We start from the raw sequence: 20,039 nt of genomic DNA, 5'->3' as shown, positions 1-20,039 counted from the left end.
GATGGAGGGCCACAATTACGGCTGGATCGAAATCGTCTTCTTCTACGGAATCGCGCTTGGCTTTGCCGGTTGGCAATATTGGTCAGTCAGCAAATCTCTCGAGAAGGACCGCGCGAAACGCCGTCAACGCGAGGCTGAGGAAGCTGCGGCAAAAGAAGCTGATAGCAGCATTGATAATGCCGACTAAAACTTGCGGCGCGGCATCCGGAACGGCAGCATAAACTGCACAATTGGCGATGCGTAACGGCGCAGGTCGAGGCTTTCCTGAACCGCAATCACCGGCTCGCCGTAGACCCGCGATGAGACGGTTGAGCGCGCGTAAAACGGGGTGTCCTCCCACGTTTTGTCGACCTTAGCCTGGCCTTTGTCCGCGCGCGTTCGGCGCTGGACCTGCCATTTGCTGTCGGGTAAATCCGCCATCATTGGCAATTCATCCTGAGCGGGTACGCCATGCTGATCGAATCGCAAGGCACTGGCAAAACGCGAGCCATCGGCGCGCTCGCCCTCATAGCAAACGACCGCCCCATCAGACAGATGCGCGCGTGACCAATGCCAGGATCGAAACCCCTCTTCGAGCGATTCCGTCCCGCGATTGTGATCAATATATCCGCTGCCGCTCCATGAGATATCGGGGTCGTTCATTTCCACCACGATCCGGGCGCGCGGCGCGAGACATTGCCAGATGTGCTTTTCCTCTGGGTCCAGCGCGAAACCGACTGGGTTGAGCATTTCCGGCACCACACGAACGCGCCCGCGCACTGGCCTGCGCCAGGGAATGCCCAGCCGCTTGTCGCGCTCCGCAATATCAATCTCCAGCGCATCGCCGGTCCAGCGCACGCTGCTCGGCCCGATGGTCAGCATCTTCGCATCGCGTGAGACATTGCCTGCCGGGCGTTCTGTCATCGCCCAGCGCGCCTGAGGCCCATATAGCGCGACATTCAATGAGGCGTGATCCTCTGGATGCCCGCGCCCACTCGCCTTGTAATAGGGCGAGAAGACGCTGCCCAAAAAGGCGATGATCGTCAGGCCGTGCTTTCCGTCGTCGCTGATCGCGTCGATGTACCACCAGGAATAGCCGCCCGGTGGAATCGGCGCGTCGAAGCGAGGTCCAAGCTCACCGTGTTGGCAGCCAGTCGCCCGCTTAAGGCGGCCATAGGCACGCCCGCTCCGGGATGGGTCGCCCCGCCCGTGCAATAGAGCCCCGGGATCTTGGTCTTTGGCCCTTGCCTCTGGAACGATGCTGCCCAGCCGTGCGATGCCTGACCGTACAGCGCTCCCCCGTCGACGGGAACAGCTTCGCCCAGGTCTGCGGCGTCGCCAAGGAGTTCGGCATGGCGTCCTCCAGCTCGAGACCGCAGCGCGTCAGGCTTGCCCTCATCTGCTCGGTGCATCGTTCGATCTCCTGCTGTGTGTAGGTGTGGGTGTCGCCATTGGCGGGTGCGTTGACGATGATTTGAATGCGCTCACGCTGGTCATTGGCCGCCCCGCCCGCATGCGCCTTGGCACTGCGATCTTGCGCACAAACATAAACGGTTGGGTCGCTTGGAACCTGACCGCTCGCGATCTCATCAAACTCGCGGCGGTAGTCGGGCGAGAAAAAGACATTATGGTGCTGGAGTGGAAAGCCAGAAGTTTTGGCATGGGCGAACCAGACACAGGCGGAAAGCGAGCGTTTTTGCGGCGCCAGCGGAGGCACCGCGCGGGCCGCATCATGGCCGAACTTTCCAGACGAAAGTGCCGCGGGATCGGCGTTGCAGATGATCCGGTCCGCCGCGATATGCTCGCCGGAGATCAGCCTGGCCCCGCTCACTGCGCCGCGATCCGTCAGCACCTCTGCCACCGGTGTTTCAAACCGGAAGCGCGCACCTTTGCTCTCGGCGATCTTGCGCAAAGCATTGGCGAGTGCGTTCATGCCGCCCTCGATCAGCCACACGCCCTTCACCTCAACATGCGCAATTAGCATCAGGGTGGCTGGGGCAAGATAAGGCGAGGAACCGCAATAGGTCGAATAGCGCGCAAACAATTGCCGCAGGCGTTGATCTTTGAAGTGCTTACCCAGCGCGCTCCACAGGCTTTCGAACGGCTTCATCGCTGCCATCTCCGGCAGTCGGCGAAGGCCAATTCGCCACATCATCGGCAATGGGGTGCTGGCCTTGGCCCCACGCATAAATGGCTCGTCCAGCACATTGTATATCCGCGCGGCTTCCGTTCTGAAGGCGCGGTAACCCGACGCCGCATCGGCGCCCGCGAAATCGCCGATCGCCTGCTCGCTGCGCAAAGGGTCGGCAAACAGATCGAGGTGCGTGTCATTGTCCCAGGCGTGGCGCGCCAGCACCTCTGCCTGCTGGATGTTTACATAATCTTCCAGCCGGGCCCCGCACGCACGGAATACTTCGTCAAACACATCGCGCATGGTGAAAACGGTTGGGCCCGCGTCGATAGGCTGGCCGTCCACCTCGACCCGGCGAGCCTTCCCGCCAGCCCAAGCCTCTTTTTCAAGCACCGTTACATCATGTCCGCGCGCAGCGAGGAGCGCGGCACCTACCAGCCCTCCAATTCCTGCACCGATTATCACGACTCGCGCGCTCAAAGGCATCTCTCCTATGCAATATGATTGACCTTTACACTCAATATGTCCAATCTTTTGGACAGATGTTGCTCAATTGGATCAAAAACTAATGGCGTCTGTGACGCTGCGCGAGCGTTGGGCGGCGCGCCGCAATGCCGTCATAGGTAATCCCAGTTTTCAGCATTGGACCGCCCGCATTCCGTTCGTGCGCAGCGTCGCTCGCAAGCGGGCGGCGGGCATGTTCGATCTGATCGCAGGCTTTGCCTATTCGAAAATCCTGTTTGCGATGATCGAGAGCGGCCTGATCGACCGCCTTGCAAAAGGCGCGAGCGAACTCAGCGAGATTGCCCGCTTTGCCGAGCTCGAACCCTTTGCTGCGGAGCGATTGCTGCGCGCGGCGGCGGCATTAGAATTGACAGAGGAGGTGGCACCCGGCCGCTGGATGCTGGGCGAACAAGGGGCGGCGCTCCACAGCAATGCGGGCGCAAAGGCGATGATCCGTCATCACCGCCTATTGTACCGCGACCTGACCGACCCGCTCGACCTGCTACGCAAGAATCGCAGCGAGCCCACGGAGTTGTCGCAATACTGGTCGTATGCGGGAGCATTGCATGGCCATGCAGAGCGCGGCGACGAAACCGCCGAATATTCCGAGCTTATGGCCACATCTCAGCACTTTGTCGCTGAACAAGTACTCTGCGCCTTCTCTTTTAGCGATGTTGCATCACTACTCGATGTCGGCGGCGGACACGGCGCGTTCCTTAAGGCCATCGGAGCCGCGCACCCAGAGCCGCGGCTCGGCCTGTTCGATCTGCCCGAAGTGGCTGATGCGGCGCGCGACTCGCTAACGCAGGGACTGGGCGCGGAGCGGGTGACGACGCATGGCGGCAACTTCTTTGAAGACACGATACCCACAGGCTACGATCTCATCACGCTCAGCCGCATATTGCACGACCATGATGACGAACCGGCGCTAAAATTGCTGCGCAACATTCGTGCAGCATTACAGCCCGGAAAACGGCTGTTGATCGCCGAGCCCATGGCCGGTGTGCGCGGCGCAATGGGCATGGGGGATGCGTTTTTCGGGCTTTATCTATGGGCAATGGGATCTGGCCGCCCGCGTAGTGCGCCGGAGATCCGCGCCATGCTGAGTACGGCTGGTTTTTCCAGCTCGCGCGTCATTTCAACGCCCCAGCCAGTTGTGTCCGGCGCCATCGTCGCGACAGCCTGACAACTAACTGTCTTGTTTATTTGACACTATGTGCTGTTCGGCGTACCTGACAGTTAGGGGAAGCACCCCTCCACTGTTGATCGTAGACATTGCGACAAAGGGGAAGAGGACCAGATGGAAGCATTGGCTGTCACACTTGAGGGACCAGAGCGCTTAGCGCTCCGGACGCTTGAGCTGACCGCACAAAAGCCTTCCGACGTCCTCGTAGAAACAGCATTTAGCGGCATTAGCGGCGGCACTGAAAAGCTGCTCTGGAACGGGCAAATGCCTGAATTTCCAGGGATGGGTTACCCACTGGTGCCAGGGTACGAATCGGTCGGCCGCATTGTCGATGCGGGCGCTGAGGCCAAATCGCGAGATCGGCGATTGGGTGTTTGTGCCAGGGGCCAATTGCTACACCGAGGCGCGCGGATTGTTCGGCGGAACATCGCAGCGTCTGGTTGTCTCATCGACCCGCGCCTTCACCGTTTCCGAGTCGCTGGGCGATGCAGGCGTGCTGCATGCGCTTGCCGCAACCGCGCTCCACGCAATCAATGGCGGCACACCGCCTGACCTTATTATAGGCCACGGCGTTTTGGGTCGTTTGCTGGCGCGTCTAACAATCGCGCTGGGCCATGCTGCACCGACAGTTTGGGAAACACACGCCGGTCGCCGCGAAGGCGGATCAGGTTACAGCGTGATAGCGCCGGATCTGAATGAGCGACGCGATTATACATCGATCTATGATGCGAGCGGCGATGAAAAGCTGCTCGACACGCTGATCACGCGCCTTGCCAAAGGCGGAGAGATCACCCTCGCCGGCTTTTATTCCAAGCGTTTGAGCTTTGATTTTGCCCCTGCCTTCATGACCGAGGCGCGCCTGCGCATCGCCGCTGAATGGCAGCCGGATGATCTCACGCAAACCTGCGCGCTGATCGAAAGCGGCAAGCTCGACCTTTCCGGATTGATCAGTGACCGGCGCTCTGCCGCCGACGCATCAGAGGCTTACCCACGCGCATTCGGCGATCCCGACTGCCTAAAAATGGTTCTCGATTGGAGGGGCTGCGCATGACAATGCTCGAAACACAGGCTGAAGCACTGCGCGAAGAGGCAGACCAAGAGCCCGATCCCGTTCACACCGGCGAAGTGACAAGCGAAACGCAGGTTATCGCGATTTACGGCAAAGGCGGCTCGGGCAAGAGCTTTGCGCTTTCCAACCTGAGCTACATGATGGCGCAGCAGGGCAAACGCGTGCTGCTGATCGGCTGCGACCCAAAGTCGGACACGACCAGCCTGCTGTTCGGCGGCAAAAGCTGTCCGACGATTATTGAAACCTCTTCGAAGAAAAAACTCGCGGGCGAGGAAGTGAACATTGAGGATGTCTGTTTCCAACGCGACGGCGTATTCGCGATGGAGCTTGGCGGGCCTGAGGTCGGCCGGGGCTGCGGCGGACGCGGCATCATTCACGGCTTTGAGCTGCTGGAAAAACTAGGCTTCCACGAATGGGGCTTTGACTATGTCCTGCTCGACTTCCTCGGAGATGTCGTTTGCGGCGGCTTCGGCCTGCCGATCGCGCGGGACATGTGCCAAAAGGTTATCGTGGTCGGCTCGAACGATCTGCAATCCCTCTATGTCGCTAACAACGTCTGCCATGCGGTTGAGTATTTCCGCAAAATGGGCGGAAATGTCGGGGTAGCCGGCATGATCGTGAACAAGGACGATGGCACGGGCGAGGCTCAGGCCTTTGCGAAAGCGGTCGATATCCCTGTGCTCACGGCGATCCCAGCGGACGAAGATATTCGCCGAAAATCCGCCAATTATCAAATCATCGGCAAGCCCGGCGGCGAATGGGCGAGCCTGTTCGAAACGCTGGCAACCAATGTCGAAACTGCACCGCCATTGCAGCCAAACCCGCTTGATCAAGACGGTCTGCTCGGCCTGTTCTCGCCAGAGGACACCGGCGGCAACGTCGAGCTCGTGCCTGCCACTCAGGCTGATATGCGCGGCGGCGTATTCGAAGAAAAACCATCGCTCGAGGTCATTTACGACGAAATCTGATGACAGACGCTCCCGCCTCGAACCCAGATATAGGTCGCAATCGCGACACGCTCGACCTGGCTGCGTCAGCGCCCGAAGGTGGCGCGTGCTCCAGCGGCGAGACCATGCGCGAAGCCGCACGCGCTGCTGGCAAGAGTGATATTCTCGATCAATACGAAGCCGATTATCCGGTCGGCCCGCATGACCAACCGCAAAGCATGTGCCCCGCCTTCGGGTCACTCCGAGTGGGCCTTCGCATGCGCCGTACAGCGACCGTGCTTTCCGGCTCGGCTTGCTGTGTTTACGGCCTCACCTTCACCTCGCATTTCTACGGTGCGCGCCGGACGGTGGGTTATGTCCCGTTCAGCAGCGAGACACTGGTCACGGGTAAGCTGTTCGAGGACATCAAGGAAGCGGTCGAAGACCTCGCCGATCCTGAGCAATATGACACGATTATCGTCACCAATCTGTGCGTTCCCACCGCGAGCGGCGTGCCGCTGCGGCTGCTGAAGAAACAGATAAATGGCGTACGCATTGTTGGCATTGATGTGCCCGGCTTTGGCATTCCCACCCACGCCGAGGCGAAAGACGTCCTCGCTGGCGCGATGCTGCAATATGCACGCGAGGAAGTGGCCGCTGGCCCCGTTGCTGCGCCCGCAGAGCGGACGGACAAGCCAAGTGTTACCTTGCTGGGCGAGATGTTCCCAGCCGACCCTGTTGGCATTGGACAAATGCTAGAGCCGCTAGGATTGGCCGCTGGCCCAGTTGTGCCAACGCGCGAATGGCGCGAGCTTTACTCTGCGCTAGATTGCGCGGTCGTCGCCGCAATCCACCCATTCTACACCGCCAGCATCCGCGAATTTGAGAAGGCTGGTCGCCCGATCATCGGCTCCGCACCTGTCGGAGCAGACGGCACCGCTGCATGGCTCGACTCCCTTGGGCAAACCTTGGGTCTCGCGCAAAGCAAGGTCGACGGCGTCAAAGACACAATGGTCGGCGCAATCAAAGGCGCACTCGCCTCCGCTCCGATCAATGGCCGCATCACAGTGTCTGGCTATGAAGGGTCTGAGCTACTCGTCGCCCGCCTGCTGATCGAAAGCGGCGCAGATGTGCCCTATATCGGCAGTGCATGCCCGCAAACGCGCTGGTCCGATCCGGACCGCGAATGGTTGGAGGCGCACGGCGTGCGGGTGAACTTCCGCGCTAGCCTGGAAGAAGACATTGCGGCGATCTCTGAATTTCGCCCTGATCTTGCGATTGGCACCACTCCGGTGGTCCAACATGCCAAGGCGAAAGCAATTCCCTCGCTATACTTCACCAACCTAATCTCGGCCCGGCCTCTGATGGGTCCGGCAGGTGCAGGCAGTCTCGCTCAAGTCATCAATGCGGCAATGGGCAACAAGGCCCGGTTCGATAAGATGCGCGACTTCTTCGAAGGGGTCGGCACAGAACACGCGGCGGGCGTCTGGGAAGACACACCAATTGATCGTCCGAAATTCCGCAAGAAATACGCGGCACTTAACGAAGCGGCCCGCAAGGCGGCCGAGGCGGTGGGCACATGACCCTCGTTCTCGATCACGACCGCGCTGGCGGATATTGGGGTGCCACTTACGTCTTTACGGCGGTCAAAGGCCTACAAGTCATCATCGATGGCCCGGTTGGGTGCGAGAACCTGCCGGTCACATCCGTGCTGCATTACACCGATGCCCTGCCCCCGCATGAGCTTCCCATCGTAGTCACGGGCCTGGGCGAAGAGGAGCTAGGTAAAACGGGCACAGAAGGCGCGATGAAGCGCGCTTGGGAAACGCTCGATCCAGAACTGCCTGCGGTTGTTGTCACCGGTTCCATCGCGGAGATGATTGGCGGCGGCGTGACGCCGGAAGGCACCAATATCAAGCGGTTCCTGCCGCGTACAATCGATGAAGACCAGTGGGAAAGTGCCGACCGCGCGCTCACCTGGCTGTGGACCGAGTTTGGGCCTAAGAAGACGCCTAAGCCGCGCGTTCGCAAAGAAGGCGAGAAACCGCGCGTCAACATCATCGGTCCGTCCTATGGCATGTTCAACATGCCCTCCGATCTCGCCGAAATCCGGCGCCTGATCGAGGGGATTGGCGCAGAAGTTGGCATGGTATTCCCGCTCGGCAGCCACCTTGCTGACATTCGCCAGCTTGGCATGTCAGACGCCAATGTCTGCATGTACCGCGAGTTTGGCCGCAATCTGTGCGAAACCTTGGAGCGACCCTATTTCCAAGCGCCGGTCGGGCTATCCTCAACCACCAAATTCCTGCGCGCCTTGGCTGCGGAGTTAGGCCTAGACCCAGAGCCCTTCATCGAGCGTGAGAAGCACACGACAATCAAGCCATTGTGGGATCTGTGGCGCTCCGTCACTCAAGACTTCTTTGGCACCGCGAACTTTGGGATCGTCGCAAACGAGACCTATGCGCGCGGCATCCAGCATTTCCTCGATGACGACATGGGCCTGCCATGCGCCTTCGCCTTTTCACGCAGCGCCGGGGTCAAACCCAAGAACGAAGATGTGCGCGCAGCCATTGCCGCCAACCCGCCGCTGGTGGTGTTCGGCAGTTATAATGAGCGGATGTATATGGCCGAATGCGGCGCGCGCGGGATCTATATTCCTGCAAGCTTCCCAGGGGCAGCCATCCGCCGTCACACTGGTACGCCGTTCATGGGCTATTCGGGCGCAACCTACCTCGTTCAAGAGGTGTGCAATGCGCTGTTTGACGCGCTGTTCCACATTCTGCCGCTGGGCACAGAGATGGACAAAGTGCCTGCAACTCCGGCACGCGAGCTGACCGAGTTGACCTGGGACGCGGCAGCCAAGACCAAGCTCGATGAGCTGGTCGAAGCGCAGCCGGTCCTGATCCGCATTTCCGCAGCCAAACGCCTGCGCGATGCCGCCGAACGGTCAGCCCGTAGCCGTAGCAACACCATCGTCACCGCAGATTGCCTCGCGGACGCGCTTCTCGAAGGGGAAAGCGCATGATGAGCGCCAAGCGGACCAACCAATTTACAAGATTGCCTGGAAACAGGCTCCCAAATCCACGTGGGGGATCACGCGGGGATATCGTCGGGGGCAGTTATGCCCTCACTCCAACAACTGAATACGGAGAATACCGATGAACGATCCGGCTGATCGCCCGAGCGTTGGCACGTATCTGACCGACGAAGAAGCCAAGGAGATCCATAAAGCATTTATGGGCACCTTCGCTCTATACGTTGGCATTGCTGTCGTCGCTCACCTTTTGCTTTGGATTAACAAGCCTTGGCTTCCGATCCCCTAATAATCAAAAGATAGGAATTACCTATGTGGAGAATTTGGCATCAATTTGATGTTCGCCGGGTGCTAGTTGCCCTGCATGTGGGCTTGGCTGTGCTGGCCTTTAGCATCCACTTCATTCTGCTTAGCACGGACCGCTACAACTGGCTCGATGGGCCTAGTTCGGGGGCGTCACAAGCAGCTGCAGTGATCGCAAGCTCGGAAGCCTCCGGCTAGTCGAGCTTTCACAAGTGTGGAGGCAGGTTCGCCTGCCTCCAACAACTTAACGAACACGAGAAGAACCTGCCGTCTTGGTGGGGAGGATGGATTTATGCTCCTTAGTTTCGAGCGCAAATACCGTGTGCGTGGTGGTACCTTGATCGGAGGGGATCTCTTCGACTTCTGGGTAGGGCCATTTTACGTCGGATTTTTCGGGGTGACAGCGGCGATCAGTGCGCTGCTGGGGACCATGTTGATCTTTGCCTCTGCGGCTCAGGGGCCAACCCTGAACCCGTGGCTGATCTCAATCGATCCTCCAGCCATTGAGGCCGGTCTTAAGCTGATGCCGCTCAATGAAGGCGGCTATTGGCAAGTCATTACAGCCTGCGCGATCGTGGCCTTTGGGTCGTGGGCGCTGAGGCAAGTTGAGATATCGCGCAAGCTGGGCATGGGGCTGCATGTCCCGTTCGCATTTAGCTTTGCCGTGCTCGCTTACGTAACCTTAGTGGTTATTCGCCCCGTCTTGATGGGCGCATGGGGCCACGGTTTCCCATACGGGATTTGGACCCACTTGGATTGGGTCTCTAACGTCGGCTATCAATATGTGAACTTCCACTACAATCCGCTGCATATGATCGCGATCACGTTCTTCTTTACGACGTGTCTTGCGCTAGCTTTGCACGGCTCGTTGGTGCTCTCTGCGGTGAACCCTGAAAAGGGCACTGAGGTGAAATCGCCGGAATATGAAGACACCTATTTCCGTGATTTCATCGGCTATTCGGTCGGCACTTTGGGCATTCACCGGGTCGGCCTGATCCTGGCGCTAAACGCCGGATTCTGGAGCGCGGCCTGCATCGTGATCGCTGGCCCATTGTACGTCGGCAGCCGGGTCGAATTCTGGGATTTCTGGAAAGCCATCCCGATCTGGTCTTGAGGAGAACCTGATAATGCTACGCTATCAAAATATCTTCACTCAAATCCAGGTCAAAGCGGCCCCTGAAATGGGCGTTGCTCTGCCGGCTGGAAACGAAGATCGGATCAACGATACCTTCTACAGCTATTGGGCAGGTAAGATCGGACAGGCTCAGATCGGGCCATTCTATCTTGGCTGGCTGGGCATGATCGCGCTCGCTTTTGGCGGTGCAGCGATCATAATCATCGGCCTCAACATGGCCGCGCAGGTCAATTGGAGCCCGCAGGGTTTCATGCGCGAGTTCTTCTGGCTCTCGCTAGACCCTCCTGGCCCAGAATATGGCTTCAGCCCATTTGTCCCTCTGAATGAAGGCGGCTGGTTTATCATGACCGGCGCATTCCTTACCATCTCCGTATTGTGCTGGTGGGCGCGGACCTACACCAGAGCAAAAGCGCTGGGCATGGGCATGCACATTCCATGGGCCTTTGCGAGCGCGATCTGGCTGTTCCTGGTGCTTGGCTTTATCCGTCCACTGCTGATGGGCGGCTGGGCCGAGGCGGTGCCATATGGCATTTTCTCGCACCTTGATTGGACCAACAATTTCTCGCTGATTTACGGGAACCTGTTCTACAATCCGTTCCACGCTTTATCGATCGCATTCCTCTATGGCTCGGCCCTGTTGTTTGCCATGCACGGCGCGACGATCCTGGCGGTTGGCCGCTATGGCGGTGAGCGCGAGATCGAGCAGATCACGGATCGCGGCACAGCATCAGAGCGCGCCGGCTTGTTCTGGCGCTGGACGATGGGCTTTAACGCCACGATGGAATCAATCCACCGCTGGGCTTGGTGGTTCGCAGTGCTGACGACCTTCACCGGCGGGATCGGCATCCTGCTGACCGGCACGGTGGTCGACAATTGGTACCTGTGGGCACAGGAACATCATTACGCACCAGAATAACGAGTAGTCAGGCCTAGCGCGGCCCGAGCGGGCCCCCGCCTCCTCTCCCGACGGGTAGAGCTCGCTAAAAGGGAACCCGGCTCCTGTTCCTGATCAGGGGCCGGGTTTTTCTTTGCCTACAAAGAACGTGAATTGCGGCGGATTCGCGCATTTGGGGGAGGTGCTAGTCTCGGCCAGAACGCGCGGCGAACCTCGCGCGCAAATCAATCAGATGCAGCGGCAGCGAAAGCGCCAGCGGCAGCGCCACCCAATACCACGCGGCTTCCACCAGAGCGGCCCTCACCCCAAGCACCAAAAACACCGCCGGTCCCAGTAGGGCGAGGAACTCGCCCCATGTCCAGCCGCGTGACTTTAGCCACAACGCCTCACATGCAAGCACCGCCAGCACCAAATCGGCAGCGTGCCCAGACTGGAAAAAGCCGCTCATCATGGATGGAAGGTCAGCCAAATGGCCCGTTGAGCTCAATCACTTGCCAATTGAGCGCCCCGGCAATCGTTACCCAGATCAGATAGGGCACCAGCAACAGGCTGGCTGCCTTCGAATATCGGTAAGAATACACAATGAGCGCGAGGATCGACAGCCACAGCAGCAACAGCTCGATGAAAGCCAAGTCTGGTCGCTGGATCCTGAAGAAGATCAGACTCCAGGTGATGTTGAGGAACGCATTGAGCGAGAACAAACAAATCAGCACGTCCGATACCCGGCGGGTCGGTGCGGCGAGCCAAGCAGAAACGGCCGAAGCGGTCACAAAGGCGAAGATGATCGTCCAGGCGATTGGGAACAGCTGATCGGGCGGGTTCCAGCTCGGCTTTTCAAGCGACTGATACCACGGGCCAAGATCGGTGATCGTCGCGCCCAGCATTGCCACCGCAATCGCAGCGATGCTGGCGATGACGACCGGTAGAACCCAGACTTTACCCATTAAGCGGCCGCCTTCAGCCCCAGCAGATGCGCGCAGTCTTTAAGGAATATTCGGACATGCGCCATCGGCTTGGAGCGAACCAGCCGCTTATTCATATAGGCCTGCCAAGTCAACTGCTGCACGTCTTTGTCGGCGCACATAGTCACAAATCGCTCACGCCGCTTGTCGCTAGAATACCAGAAATATTGCATAATCCCGAGGACCCAGAACACTTTGCCATGTTCTTTCATAAAGTGCTTACGCGCCTGGCGCAGGGCCTTGACCTCGCCGGTCGCCAGAAACGCATGCGCGGCCTCCGCCACATAGCGTCCGCCGATCATGGCATAATAAATGCCCTCACCCGATGCTGGGGCAACAATGCCTGCCGCATCGCCCGCGACGATGACATCGCGGCCATTGTCCCAGCGTTTGAGCGGTTTGAGCGGGATCGGCGCGCCCTCACGGCGAACTGTCTCGCACTTAGCCAGATCGAGCTCGTCGCGCATGGTTGTCACCGCGCCGCGCAGGGAAAAGCCCTTGTTTGCGCTGCCCACGCCAATGCTGGCAGTTTTACCATGCGGAAACACCCAGGCGTAGAAATCGGGCGAGAGTTTGCCTTGATAGAAAACGTCGCAGCGTGCCGGATCATAGGCGTCATTCGCATGCTCCGGGGATTGAATGATCTCGTGATAGGCGAACACGCAAGGGACCTTTTCAGCGCCCGGAATGCTCTGTTTGGCAACCGCGGAGCGGGCACCATCCGCGCCAATCACGAGCCGCGCACGCACTTGCTCTATCTTTCCGCCGCGTTCCCTACGAAAGCGCACGATTGTGCCTTCCTCCTCATCGCGCTCAATCCGCTCAAAGGTCGCTTGCAGCCGCTCTGCGCCGCTTTTAACCGCGCGCTCGCGCAGCCATTCGTCAAACTCTTCGCGGTCGACCATACCGACATAGCCAATCTCGCCAACTGGCATATCTACGGCGCGGTTCGAAGGCGCAATCATGCGCGCTGAGCGTGCGCGCGCAACCAGCAGACTTTGCGGAATTTCGAAATCTTCCATTAAGCGTGGCGGCACGGCACCGCCGCATGGCTTGATCCGCCCGCCCCGCTCCATCAGCAAGACAGAATGACCGGCCCGCGCCAGATCATCAGCCGCCGTCGCCCCTGATGGGCCGCCACCAACAATGACAGCATCATAGATCGTCTCAGTCATGCGAACACCTGTTTTTGCGAGGGATGAACACGGCGGGTGGCGCGCAGCGCCAGCCCAGCAGCGATGATGAAGAGCCCGGCTTCGAGCGCGAAAATCAATTGGAAGGCATCGCCGTCACCCTGATTGGCGCGGCGAGCGAAATCGACACCGAGCGCACCGAGGAGGCCGCCCAGACCAAAGGCGATCGCTTGGCTTGCACCCCACACGCCCATGCGCACACCTTCGCGGGTTTTCTCGCCCGATCCCGCGAGGCCCATCATTGCGCCGATAGCAGCAACCGCGAACACGCCGTTGCAAAACCCGAGCGCAAAGACATTGGCAGCGAGCGGCCATCCCGGACCGTAAACAGCGGCCATGGCGAGGCCAGAAAGAGCAATCGCCGATCCTACACAGCCGGTGACGATCCAGATTTTGAGGTCGACTGGCATGCGCCCAGCAAAGGCGCTGCCGCCAATTCCAGCGAGGATCATGCCGAGCAGAATACCACCATGCTGCATGCTGGAAAGCTGGGTCGAAGCGCCGGGTGACATATCAAACACGAGGCCAGCAAACGGCTCCAGGATCAGATCCTGCATGCTGTAGGCCAGCATTGAGACGAAGATGAAAACAGTGAAACGGCGCGCGGCGGGTTCCGCATAAATCTCCGCCAGTGCGGCGCGGAAATCCGGAGTCGGTTCGTCCTTGGCTGTCTCAGCGAAGATCTGCCGCGCAGGCTCCAGCCGGATGACTGCCAGCGCAGTGGCGATCACCGCTGCGATCGCGACACCGCTCGCGACACTGACCAAGCCATCAGGCGAAAACGGCTCATCAGGAAAAGCGGGCTTGAGCAATGTGCCAGCGGTGGCGGCGGAAATGACAATCCCGGCCACCATCATGATCCATGTGGTCGCCGCCGCAGCCGCTCGCCGTCCCGGAGCAACGCCGGAGGCCAGGAGCGCCAGCGCCGAGGTTCCGCTTGCGCCCACGCCTGCTCCAATCAGAGTAAAGCCCAGAATCGCGAGTCCAATCGCTAAGCTACGGTTGCTGTCCATCATAACAGTCGCATTGATCGCCAACATAGCCCCAGCAGCGAGCACTATGATGCCGCCCAAGATCCAAGGCGTGCGCTTGCGCCCCTTGTCCGATCCATGGCCAAACAATGGGCGCCCTAATTGCACAGCGTAGTGCCAAGCAACGAGCCCGGCGGGGATCGCCGCCGCGAGCGAATATTCTACCACCATCACGCGGTTGAGCAGCGAGGTCGCCAGCATCACAATCGCCCCAATGCTGGCTTGAACCACGCCGATCCGGGCAATCGCAAACCAGCCGAGGCCGCGTGCGGATGATGCGCCGCTCACCATCAGATATATCCCCCCAGCCCCAACGCGGCAGCCAACATGCCGAGCACATAGAGCAGCACCCCTATGGCGTTGTACCAAGGCGCGTATTTCGCAGGATTACTGAGTAGGCGCGGCATCGCCGCCAACTGCGCGAGCAGCAGGACAGAAACAGCAATGGCCGAAGCCGTCAGGCCCCAATACGCAAGCAGTGCGATAACAATCGCTTGCGCCGCCGCCATTACAACGCAGGCCAATCGCGCGGCGTTCTTAACCCCGAGAGTAACAGGCAGAGACTTGAGTCCCGTCTGGCGATCGCCCTCCACCGCTTTAAAGTCGTTGAGCGTCATAATGCCGTGCGCGCCCACGCTGTAGAGCGCCAGTACGATGAGCACCTGCGCGGACGGCAAGGCGCCGGTCATTACGCTCGCCCCGGTGAACCAGCCGAGCCCTTCATAGGTCAGGCCAACCACGGCAGGCCCAGCCCAGCCGCTGGATTTGAGACGGAATGGCGGCGCGCTGTATGCCCAGGCAAGGCCTAGGCCAACCAGTCCGGCAACCAAAACCCACGGGCCGAGCAGCCCTGCAACTATCGCCGATAAAACGGTGCCAGCTATCGCCACGTACAAACCCCAGCGGCCCGCAATGCGCCCCGATGGAATGGGCCGGTCTGGTTCGTTGATGGCATCAACATGGCGATCAAACCAATCGTTCACCGCCTGGCTGGTCCCGCACACCAATGGTCCTGCGAGGATGATACCAGCGGCCACGAACAGCCAGCGGTCGTCCATGCTCGCGCCGGAAGACACCGCACCGCACATGAAAGCCCACATCGGTGGAAACCAGGTAATCGGCTTTAGAAGCTGAACAACATCAGGAAGCGCCGGAATCGGTGCATGGTGAATCGAGGTCGCAGATCGCTGCATAAGCGCAGGCTATGCCTGACACTTCAATGCGTCAAATTATTTTGACACTTTTGCCAGTCGCTTGCAAACTTTGCAAAGAACTAGTCGTTTTCAGCCGCTAAATTGCCCAATCCATGCCGGTGCAGCTTGGAGTAGAGGCTTTGGCGCGAAAGGCCGAGGATCTCGGCGGCGGATGCGCGATTGTCCGAGGTGTAAGACAGCGCTGCCTCGATGCACAATCGCTCGATCAGATCGGTGCTTTCACGCACAATGTCTTTGAGCGGCATTCGGCCAACCAGATCAGTGAGTTGATCAACGGAACGCGGCAAATCTTCAGAGCCCGGTGGCAGATCGCGCAGTCGGCGACCAATCGGGCGGATTACGAAGCCAAAATGCGCTTCATCATCGCCGCTGACGACGGCCGATAGCTCCACCGGCTCGCCAGCATCTTCGCTGCTCGCGCGCAGAACGGTGCTGACATTGCGGGCCGATCCGTGCTGGTCGATCTGTCCCGTGATCAGCTCAAGATCGATACCTGGACGGCCAATCCATTCGGACAGATGCCGACCGCGCAGCCGATCAACGCTCGCCGCCTGCACCAGCTCAACAAAGGCGAGATTGGCGCTGACAAGTTGCATATCGCGGTCAGCCACGACGAACGCATCAGGCATTTGGTCGACAATGTTCTGTACTGGCGAGGCCTCAGCAGCCACCTCATCTTGCGCGACTGGATTCAGGCGCAGCAGCAGATATTGGACGCGGTCCTGAGTAAAGCCCGAGGCCGCCAAAACCGTCGGCGTGCTGCCTTTTGACAGGACAACCTCCACCGGGGAGACACTGTCGGAGACCAACGCAGAACCGGTGAGTGCCAAGACATCGTCACGCGAATTGCGATCAAATAGGGAAAGCAGCTTCTTGCCAACCAAAGAGCCTGCGCGCGCGCCAAGCAGATCATGCGCGGCCGGATTGGCCTCTCGCACGCGCTGCGAGGAGACATCGACGATCACAACCGGCTCGCCAGAGATATCGAACAGCATGCGGTAACGCGTCTCAACCTGACGCATCCGCAGGTAATCACGCTCTAGCGATTGTTGAACTTGAAGGAGGCGCTGCTGGAGTTTTGCCGCCTCACGCAGGTCGCGGCCAAAGGCTATGCGGTGCTCGCCGCCATTTACGCTGACCACGACATAGCGAATCGGCACATCGCCATCGCGGACCGTGTGGTTTACTTGACGCCAATGCTGAACCTCGCCACGGCGCGCCGCCGCCAGCATTTCCATGATCTTCGGACGGCTTTCAACCGTTACCGTATCAATCCAATTGCTCCCGGTGAGGTTTTCCAGCCCTGGATAATGTTCAGGATCGTAGGCAGCATCCAAAATCGTGCCAGTATCATCAAGAACGAGCGTGATATCCCCCGCCACCATGGCCAATTTCATGGCGGCATCGGCATCCAGCGAATCGAACAACTCCGCTGCATCACCGAAAGGGCTCTTGCCCTCGATACTATGTTTGCGCGTTAACATGCGCAATCTAGTCTATTGCGTTTGATGCACACTCGTAATCGCTTCCCGAACCATTTGTTCAGCTATTTCAACAGACTGCTCGGGCATCAAGCGCTGTGCCATCGGCTCCGACCTCTGCGACCAGATCAGGGTTTTCATTGACCACACGCCCCCCAATAAGCACTCGCATTTGAGGGTTCGCGGCAACGCTTCGCAGGGCGTTGATCATGTGGGTGATCGCGGCGCTAGGGCAATCACGAGATATGGTCAATCCCACCACATCAAACGGTTTTTGCCCGGCGCGGCTGAGCAATTCGCGGCGCCCCGGTTCGACCAAAACTTCGCTTTTCCAGCCGGCCCGCACGAACACATCGTCGAGCATAATCGCCCCAAAACTGTGCTGATCGCCGGGAAGCGGGGCAAGCAGTATTGAGCGCGGCGCAGAAAGCGCTTTCACAACCGGCGGCGAGCGCACGGCAATCTCGCGCATGACTTCTTGCAAGCGCCATAGCCCCATTGTCACGTCAACAAAGTCGCACTCGTCGGCTTCCCAAAGACTGCCGAGTTTGCGCGCAGCGGGCGCAAGCAGGTCAATATAGATCGCCTCAACGCTAACGCCCTCTGCTAGATAGGCGTCGACCTCTTCCAGCAATTCAGCGGCTTCGGAATGAAGCGGCATCGAGGCAAATCGGCTTGCATCCAATGCATCAATCTCATGCGCGCTTGCACGCCCCGGCGCTGCACCGTTTGATGAATGCGCCATCAGCAGGCGCGGCAATATTTCACTTTCGATAATCGCGTCGATCGAGTCGCTTGCGAGCGAGGCTTGCTCACCATCGCTCAAAACGTGCGCTTTGCGCTTCCGTCTTGCCAAGGGTTCGCTGATCACTTTGCGTAAGGCGGCTGAGCCAGCCCCAATCACTGATGCCATTACAGACTCTCCCAGTCTGCCAAACCAGCCAAGGTCTGGATGCGGCGCGGATCGCGTCAATGCCAATGGGGCGAGCGGACAAAACGAATCCAATCCCACCAACACATTGGACTGTACGCCTTTTTTGACAGGCTGGCAAATCAGCCCCGCGAGACACTGTCCATTTAAATTGTCGTCAAGCTCGATTGACACACGTGTGAAAGAGGGCGTAAGCCATGGATCGAAAGCGGAGGTATTTCGCATACATGGGATGGGATAACCCAAGACTCGATGGCACGGCCCCACTGGCCCGCGAAGGCGGCGCAAGAAGGTCAAGCACGGGGGCGCTCTACACCGCAGAAGAGCGCCGCAGACGCGACGAGTCGGTATGGACCACCATCCAAGGCGTGCTCGCCCCGCTCCAGTTTTTCGTCTTCCTCATCAGCCTGATTTTGGTGATTCGTTTCTTAATGAGCGGCGAAGGCGCGGGCGCGGCGGATATCTCCGTCGTCATCAAAACGCTCACTCTTTACACGATCATGATCACCGGCTCTATTTGGGAGAAGGTTGTGTTTGATCGCTGGCTGTTTGCGCCGGCGTTCTTCTGGGAAGACGTCTTCTCAATGCTCGTTCTGGCATTGCACACGCTTTATCTCGTGATGCTGTTCGGCGGTTTTGGCTCGGTTGAGGCACGCATGATGGTCGCGCTGGCGGCCTATGCGGTCTATGTCATCAACGCCGGGCAATTCCTCTTAAAACTGCGCGCCGCGCGGCTCCAAGCGGCTCCTAACAATACGGTGGCGGCATGAACGCGCTTCCACCTGCGTCAGGCTGCGCGCCAGAGCTTGCGACGCTGGAACGCGCGCCGATCCTGCGCGAACGCGGCCAACGCGAGGTGTTCTGCGGTCTGACCGGCATCATCTGGCTGCACCGCAAAATGCAGGATGCCTTCTTCCTGGTGGTTGGCTCGCGCACCTGCGCCCATCTACTGCAATCCGCCGCTGGCGTGATGATTTTTGCTGAGCCGCGCTTTGCCACCGCAATTATGGAAGAGCGCGATCTGGCCGGCATGGTCGATGCGCAGGATGAGCTTGACCGCGTCGTCACCAAATTACTGGCGCGCCGCCCCGATATCAAAACTCTGTTTCTGGTCGGCTCTTGCCCATCGGAGGTGATCAAACTCGACCTAGCAAAAGCGGCCGAGCGTCTGGGCACGAAATACAACCCCAGCGTGCGCATTCTGAACTATTCCGGCAGCGGCATCGAAACGACCTTCACTCAAGGCGAAGACGCCTGCCTCGCATCGCTTGTGCCAGAGATGCCGGCGGGCGATCCAAACGGCGAAAAAGAGCTCCTGATCGTCGGCTCGCTGCCCGATATTGTCGAAGATCAATTCATGCGCCTGTTTGCTCAGATCGGGATCAAACGCGTTGGCGCTTTGCCTGCGCGTCAGGCGAGCAATCTGCCTAACCTTGGCCCACAAACGCGCTATCTTTTGGCTCAACCATTTCTGGCTGAAACCGCCATGGCCTTAGAGGGCCGCGGGGCGCAGCGTCTCGATGCTCTGTTCCCATTTGGCGCGGAAGGGACGACCGCTTGGTTGCAAGCCGCTGCGCGCGAATTTGGCATTGATGAAATGCACTTCAACAGCGTGATCGCTGGCCCGCGCGCGCGCGCCAAACGGGCGATTGAGCATAACGCTGCGCAATTGAGCGGCAAACGTATCAGCTTCCTGCCCGACTCTCAGCTAGAGGTGCCACTGGCGCGCTTCCTCAATCAAGAGCTTGGGATGGAGCCGGTTGAGATTGGCACGCCCTATCTGCACCGCACGCATCTCGCGCAGGAGCTGGAATTGCTGCCGCAATCGGCTCGCCTTAGTGAAGGCCAGCACGTTGATCACCAGCTGGACCGCGTGCGCGAAGACAAGCCTGATCTGACCGTGTGCGGCCTCGGCCTCGCCAATCCTTTGGAAGCCGAGGGCTTTGCCACCAAATGGGCGATTGAGCTCGTCTTCTCACCCATTCACGGGTTTGAGCAGGCTGGCGATCTTGCTGAACTCTTTGCCCGGCCGCTTCGGCGCCGCGATGTGTTGAGAGTTTAGGCG

21 protein-coding genes are annotated in these 20,039 nt (G+C 59.4%); 12 read left to right on the top strand and 9 right to left on the bottom strand.

Annotation, left to right across the window (positions count from 1 at the left end; all coding sequences use genetic code 11):
• Position 1 precedes the first annotated feature (1 nt).
• A complete protein-coding gene (locus AC0V6M_RS09270; protein WP_486138530.1) occupies positions 2-187 on the top strand; it encodes a hypothetical protein in 186 nt (61 codons plus the stop codon).
• On the opposite strand, the gene AC0V6M_RS09265 is transcribed toward AC0V6M_RS09270, so the two are convergent.
• Both AC0V6M_RS09265 and AC0V6M_RS09260 read right to left on the bottom strand, forming a co-directional pair.
• Positions 184-1,194, bottom strand: a complete 1,011-nt coding sequence (locus tag AC0V6M_RS09265; RefSeq protein ID WP_486138529.1) for a hydroxyneurosporene dehydrogenase — start codon at positions 1,192-1,194, stop codon at positions 184-186. The two genes, AC0V6M_RS09270 and AC0V6M_RS09265, sit on opposite strands and share 4 nt — an antisense overlap.
• A complete protein-coding gene (locus AC0V6M_RS09260) occupies positions 1,142-2,590 on the bottom strand; it encodes a phytoene desaturase family protein (RefSeq protein WP_486138528.1) in 1,449 nt (482 codons plus the stop codon). Before AC0V6M_RS09260 ends, AC0V6M_RS09265 begins: the two co-directional genes overlap by 53 nt.
• Before the next feature lie 88 nt (positions 2,591-2,678).
• Here AC0V6M_RS09260 and AC0V6M_RS09255 point away from each other — a divergent pair, with 88 nt between their 5' ends.
• The 9 genes from AC0V6M_RS09255 to pufM all read left to right on the top strand — a co-directional run bounded on the left by AC0V6M_RS09255 (position 2,679) and on the right by pufM (position 11,183).
• Positions 2,679-3,800 carry a methyltransferase gene (locus tag AC0V6M_RS09255; protein WP_486138527.1) on the top strand — a complete coding sequence of 374 codons (1,122 nt, stop codon included), beginning with the start codon at positions 2,679-2,681 and terminating at the stop codon, positions 3,798-3,800.
• Between the two features lie 331 nt (positions 3,801-4,131).
• Positions 4,132-4,851, top strand: coding sequence for a chlorophyll synthesis pathway protein BchC (gene bchC / locus AC0V6M_RS09250; protein ID WP_486138526.1), 720 nt, complete (start codon positions 4,132-4,134; stop codon positions 4,849-4,851).
• Positions 4,848-5,837 carry a chlorophyllide a reductase iron protein subunit X gene (locus AC0V6M_RS09245; RefSeq protein ID WP_486138525.1) on the top strand — a complete coding sequence of 330 codons (990 nt, stop codon included), beginning with the start codon at positions 4,848-4,850 and terminating at the stop codon, positions 5,835-5,837. Before bchC ends, AC0V6M_RS09245 begins: the two co-directional genes overlap by 4 nt.
• A complete protein-coding gene (bchY, locus tag AC0V6M_RS09240) occupies positions 5,837-7,378 on the top strand; it encodes a chlorophyllide a reductase subunit Y (protein ID WP_486138524.1) in 1,542 nt (513 codons plus the stop codon). The genes AC0V6M_RS09245 and bchY overlap by 1 nt, the downstream gene beginning before the upstream one ends.
• Positions 7,375-8,820 (top strand): chlorophyllide a reductase subunit Z, encoded by a 1,446-nt coding sequence (gene bchZ, locus AC0V6M_RS09235; protein ID WP_486138523.1) that lies wholly within the window; start codon positions 7,375-7,377, stop codon positions 8,818-8,820. The genes bchY and bchZ overlap by 4 nt, the downstream gene beginning before the upstream one ends.
• Positions 8,821-8,953: 133 nt before the next feature.
• Entirely contained in the window at positions 8,954-9,118 is a 165-nt protein-coding gene (pufB, locus tag AC0V6M_RS09230; RefSeq protein ID WP_472642893.1) for a light-harvesting antenna LH1, beta subunit, read from the top strand.
• Between the two features lie 23 nt (positions 9,119-9,141).
• Positions 9,142-9,330 carry a light-harvesting antenna LH1, alpha subunit gene (gene pufA, locus AC0V6M_RS09225; RefSeq protein WP_486138522.1) on the top strand — a complete coding sequence of 63 codons (189 nt, stop codon included), beginning with the start codon at positions 9,142-9,144 and terminating at the stop codon, positions 9,328-9,330.
• A 94-nt stretch (positions 9,331-9,424) separates the two neighbouring features.
• Positions 9,425-10,246 (top strand): photosynthetic reaction center subunit L, encoded by an 822-nt coding sequence (gene pufL / locus AC0V6M_RS09220; RefSeq protein ID WP_486138521.1) that lies wholly within the window; start codon positions 9,425-9,427, stop codon positions 10,244-10,246.
• A gap of 13 nt (positions 10,247-10,259) precedes the next feature.
• Entirely contained in the window at positions 10,260-11,183 is a 924-nt protein-coding gene (gene pufM / locus AC0V6M_RS09215; RefSeq protein WP_486138520.1) for a photosynthetic reaction center subunit M, read from the top strand.
• 163 nt (positions 11,184-11,346) lie between these two features.
• Here the strand turns inward: pufM and AC0V6M_RS09210 are convergent, their stop codons facing one another.
• The 7 genes from AC0V6M_RS09210 to AC0V6M_RS09180 all read right to left on the bottom strand — a co-directional run bounded on the left by AC0V6M_RS09210 (position 11,347) and on the right by AC0V6M_RS09180 (position 17,956).
• A complete protein-coding gene (locus AC0V6M_RS09210) occupies positions 11,347-11,631 on the bottom strand; it encodes a hypothetical protein (RefSeq protein WP_486138519.1) in 285 nt (94 codons plus the stop codon).
• Positions 11,624-12,106, bottom strand: a complete 483-nt coding sequence (locus AC0V6M_RS09205; protein ID WP_486138518.1) for a TspO/MBR family protein — start codon at positions 12,104-12,106, stop codon at positions 11,624-11,626. The genes AC0V6M_RS09210 and AC0V6M_RS09205 overlap by 8 nt, the downstream gene beginning before the upstream one ends.
• Positions 12,106-13,299: a geranylgeranyl diphosphate reductase gene (locus AC0V6M_RS09200; RefSeq protein WP_486138517.1), complete on the bottom strand. Its 1,194-nt coding sequence runs from the start codon at positions 13,297-13,299 to the stop codon at positions 12,106-12,108. Before AC0V6M_RS09200 ends, AC0V6M_RS09205 begins: the two co-directional genes overlap by 1 nt.
• Complete coding sequence (locus tag AC0V6M_RS09195; protein WP_486138516.1) at positions 13,296-14,639, bottom strand: BCD family MFS transporter; 1,344 nt, start codon at positions 14,637-14,639, stop codon at positions 13,296-13,298. The genes AC0V6M_RS09200 and AC0V6M_RS09195 overlap by 4 nt, the downstream gene beginning before the upstream one ends.
• Positions 14,639-15,541, bottom strand: coding sequence for a chlorophyll synthase ChlG (gene chlG / locus AC0V6M_RS09190; protein ID WP_486138515.1), 903 nt, complete (start codon positions 15,539-15,541; stop codon positions 14,639-14,641). The genes AC0V6M_RS09195 and chlG overlap by 1 nt, the downstream gene beginning before the upstream one ends.
• An 80-nt stretch (positions 15,542-15,621) precedes the next feature.
• Entirely contained in the window at positions 15,622-17,046 is a 1,425-nt protein-coding gene (gene ppsR / locus AC0V6M_RS09185; protein WP_486138514.1) for a transcriptional regulator PpsR, read from the bottom strand.
• A 67-nt stretch (positions 17,047-17,113) separates the two neighbouring features.
• Positions 17,114-17,956, bottom strand: coding sequence for a cobalamin B12-binding domain-containing protein (locus AC0V6M_RS09180; RefSeq protein WP_486138513.1), 843 nt, complete (start codon positions 17,954-17,956; stop codon positions 17,114-17,116).
• A gap of 215 nt (positions 17,957-18,171) precedes the next feature.
• Here AC0V6M_RS09180 and bchF point away from each other — a divergent pair, with 215 nt between their 5' ends.
• Positions 18,172-18,744, top strand: coding sequence for a 2-vinyl bacteriochlorophyllide hydratase (gene bchF, locus AC0V6M_RS09175; RefSeq protein WP_486138511.1), 573 nt, complete (start codon positions 18,172-18,174; stop codon positions 18,742-18,744).
• Positions 18,741-20,036, top strand: a complete 1,296-nt coding sequence (locus AC0V6M_RS09170; RefSeq protein ID WP_486138510.1) for a ferredoxin:protochlorophyllide reductase (ATP-dependent) subunit N — start codon at positions 18,741-18,743, stop codon at positions 20,034-20,036. Before bchF ends, AC0V6M_RS09170 begins: the two co-directional genes overlap by 4 nt.
• The last annotated feature ends 3 nt before the right edge of the window (positions 20,037-20,039 follow it).

The sequence above is a fragment of the Erythrobacter sp. JB3-1 genome, from assembly GCF_057364995.1.
The sequence above is the reverse complement of the archived record's forward strand: the minus strand, read 5'-3'. Positions and strand labels throughout refer to the sequence as shown.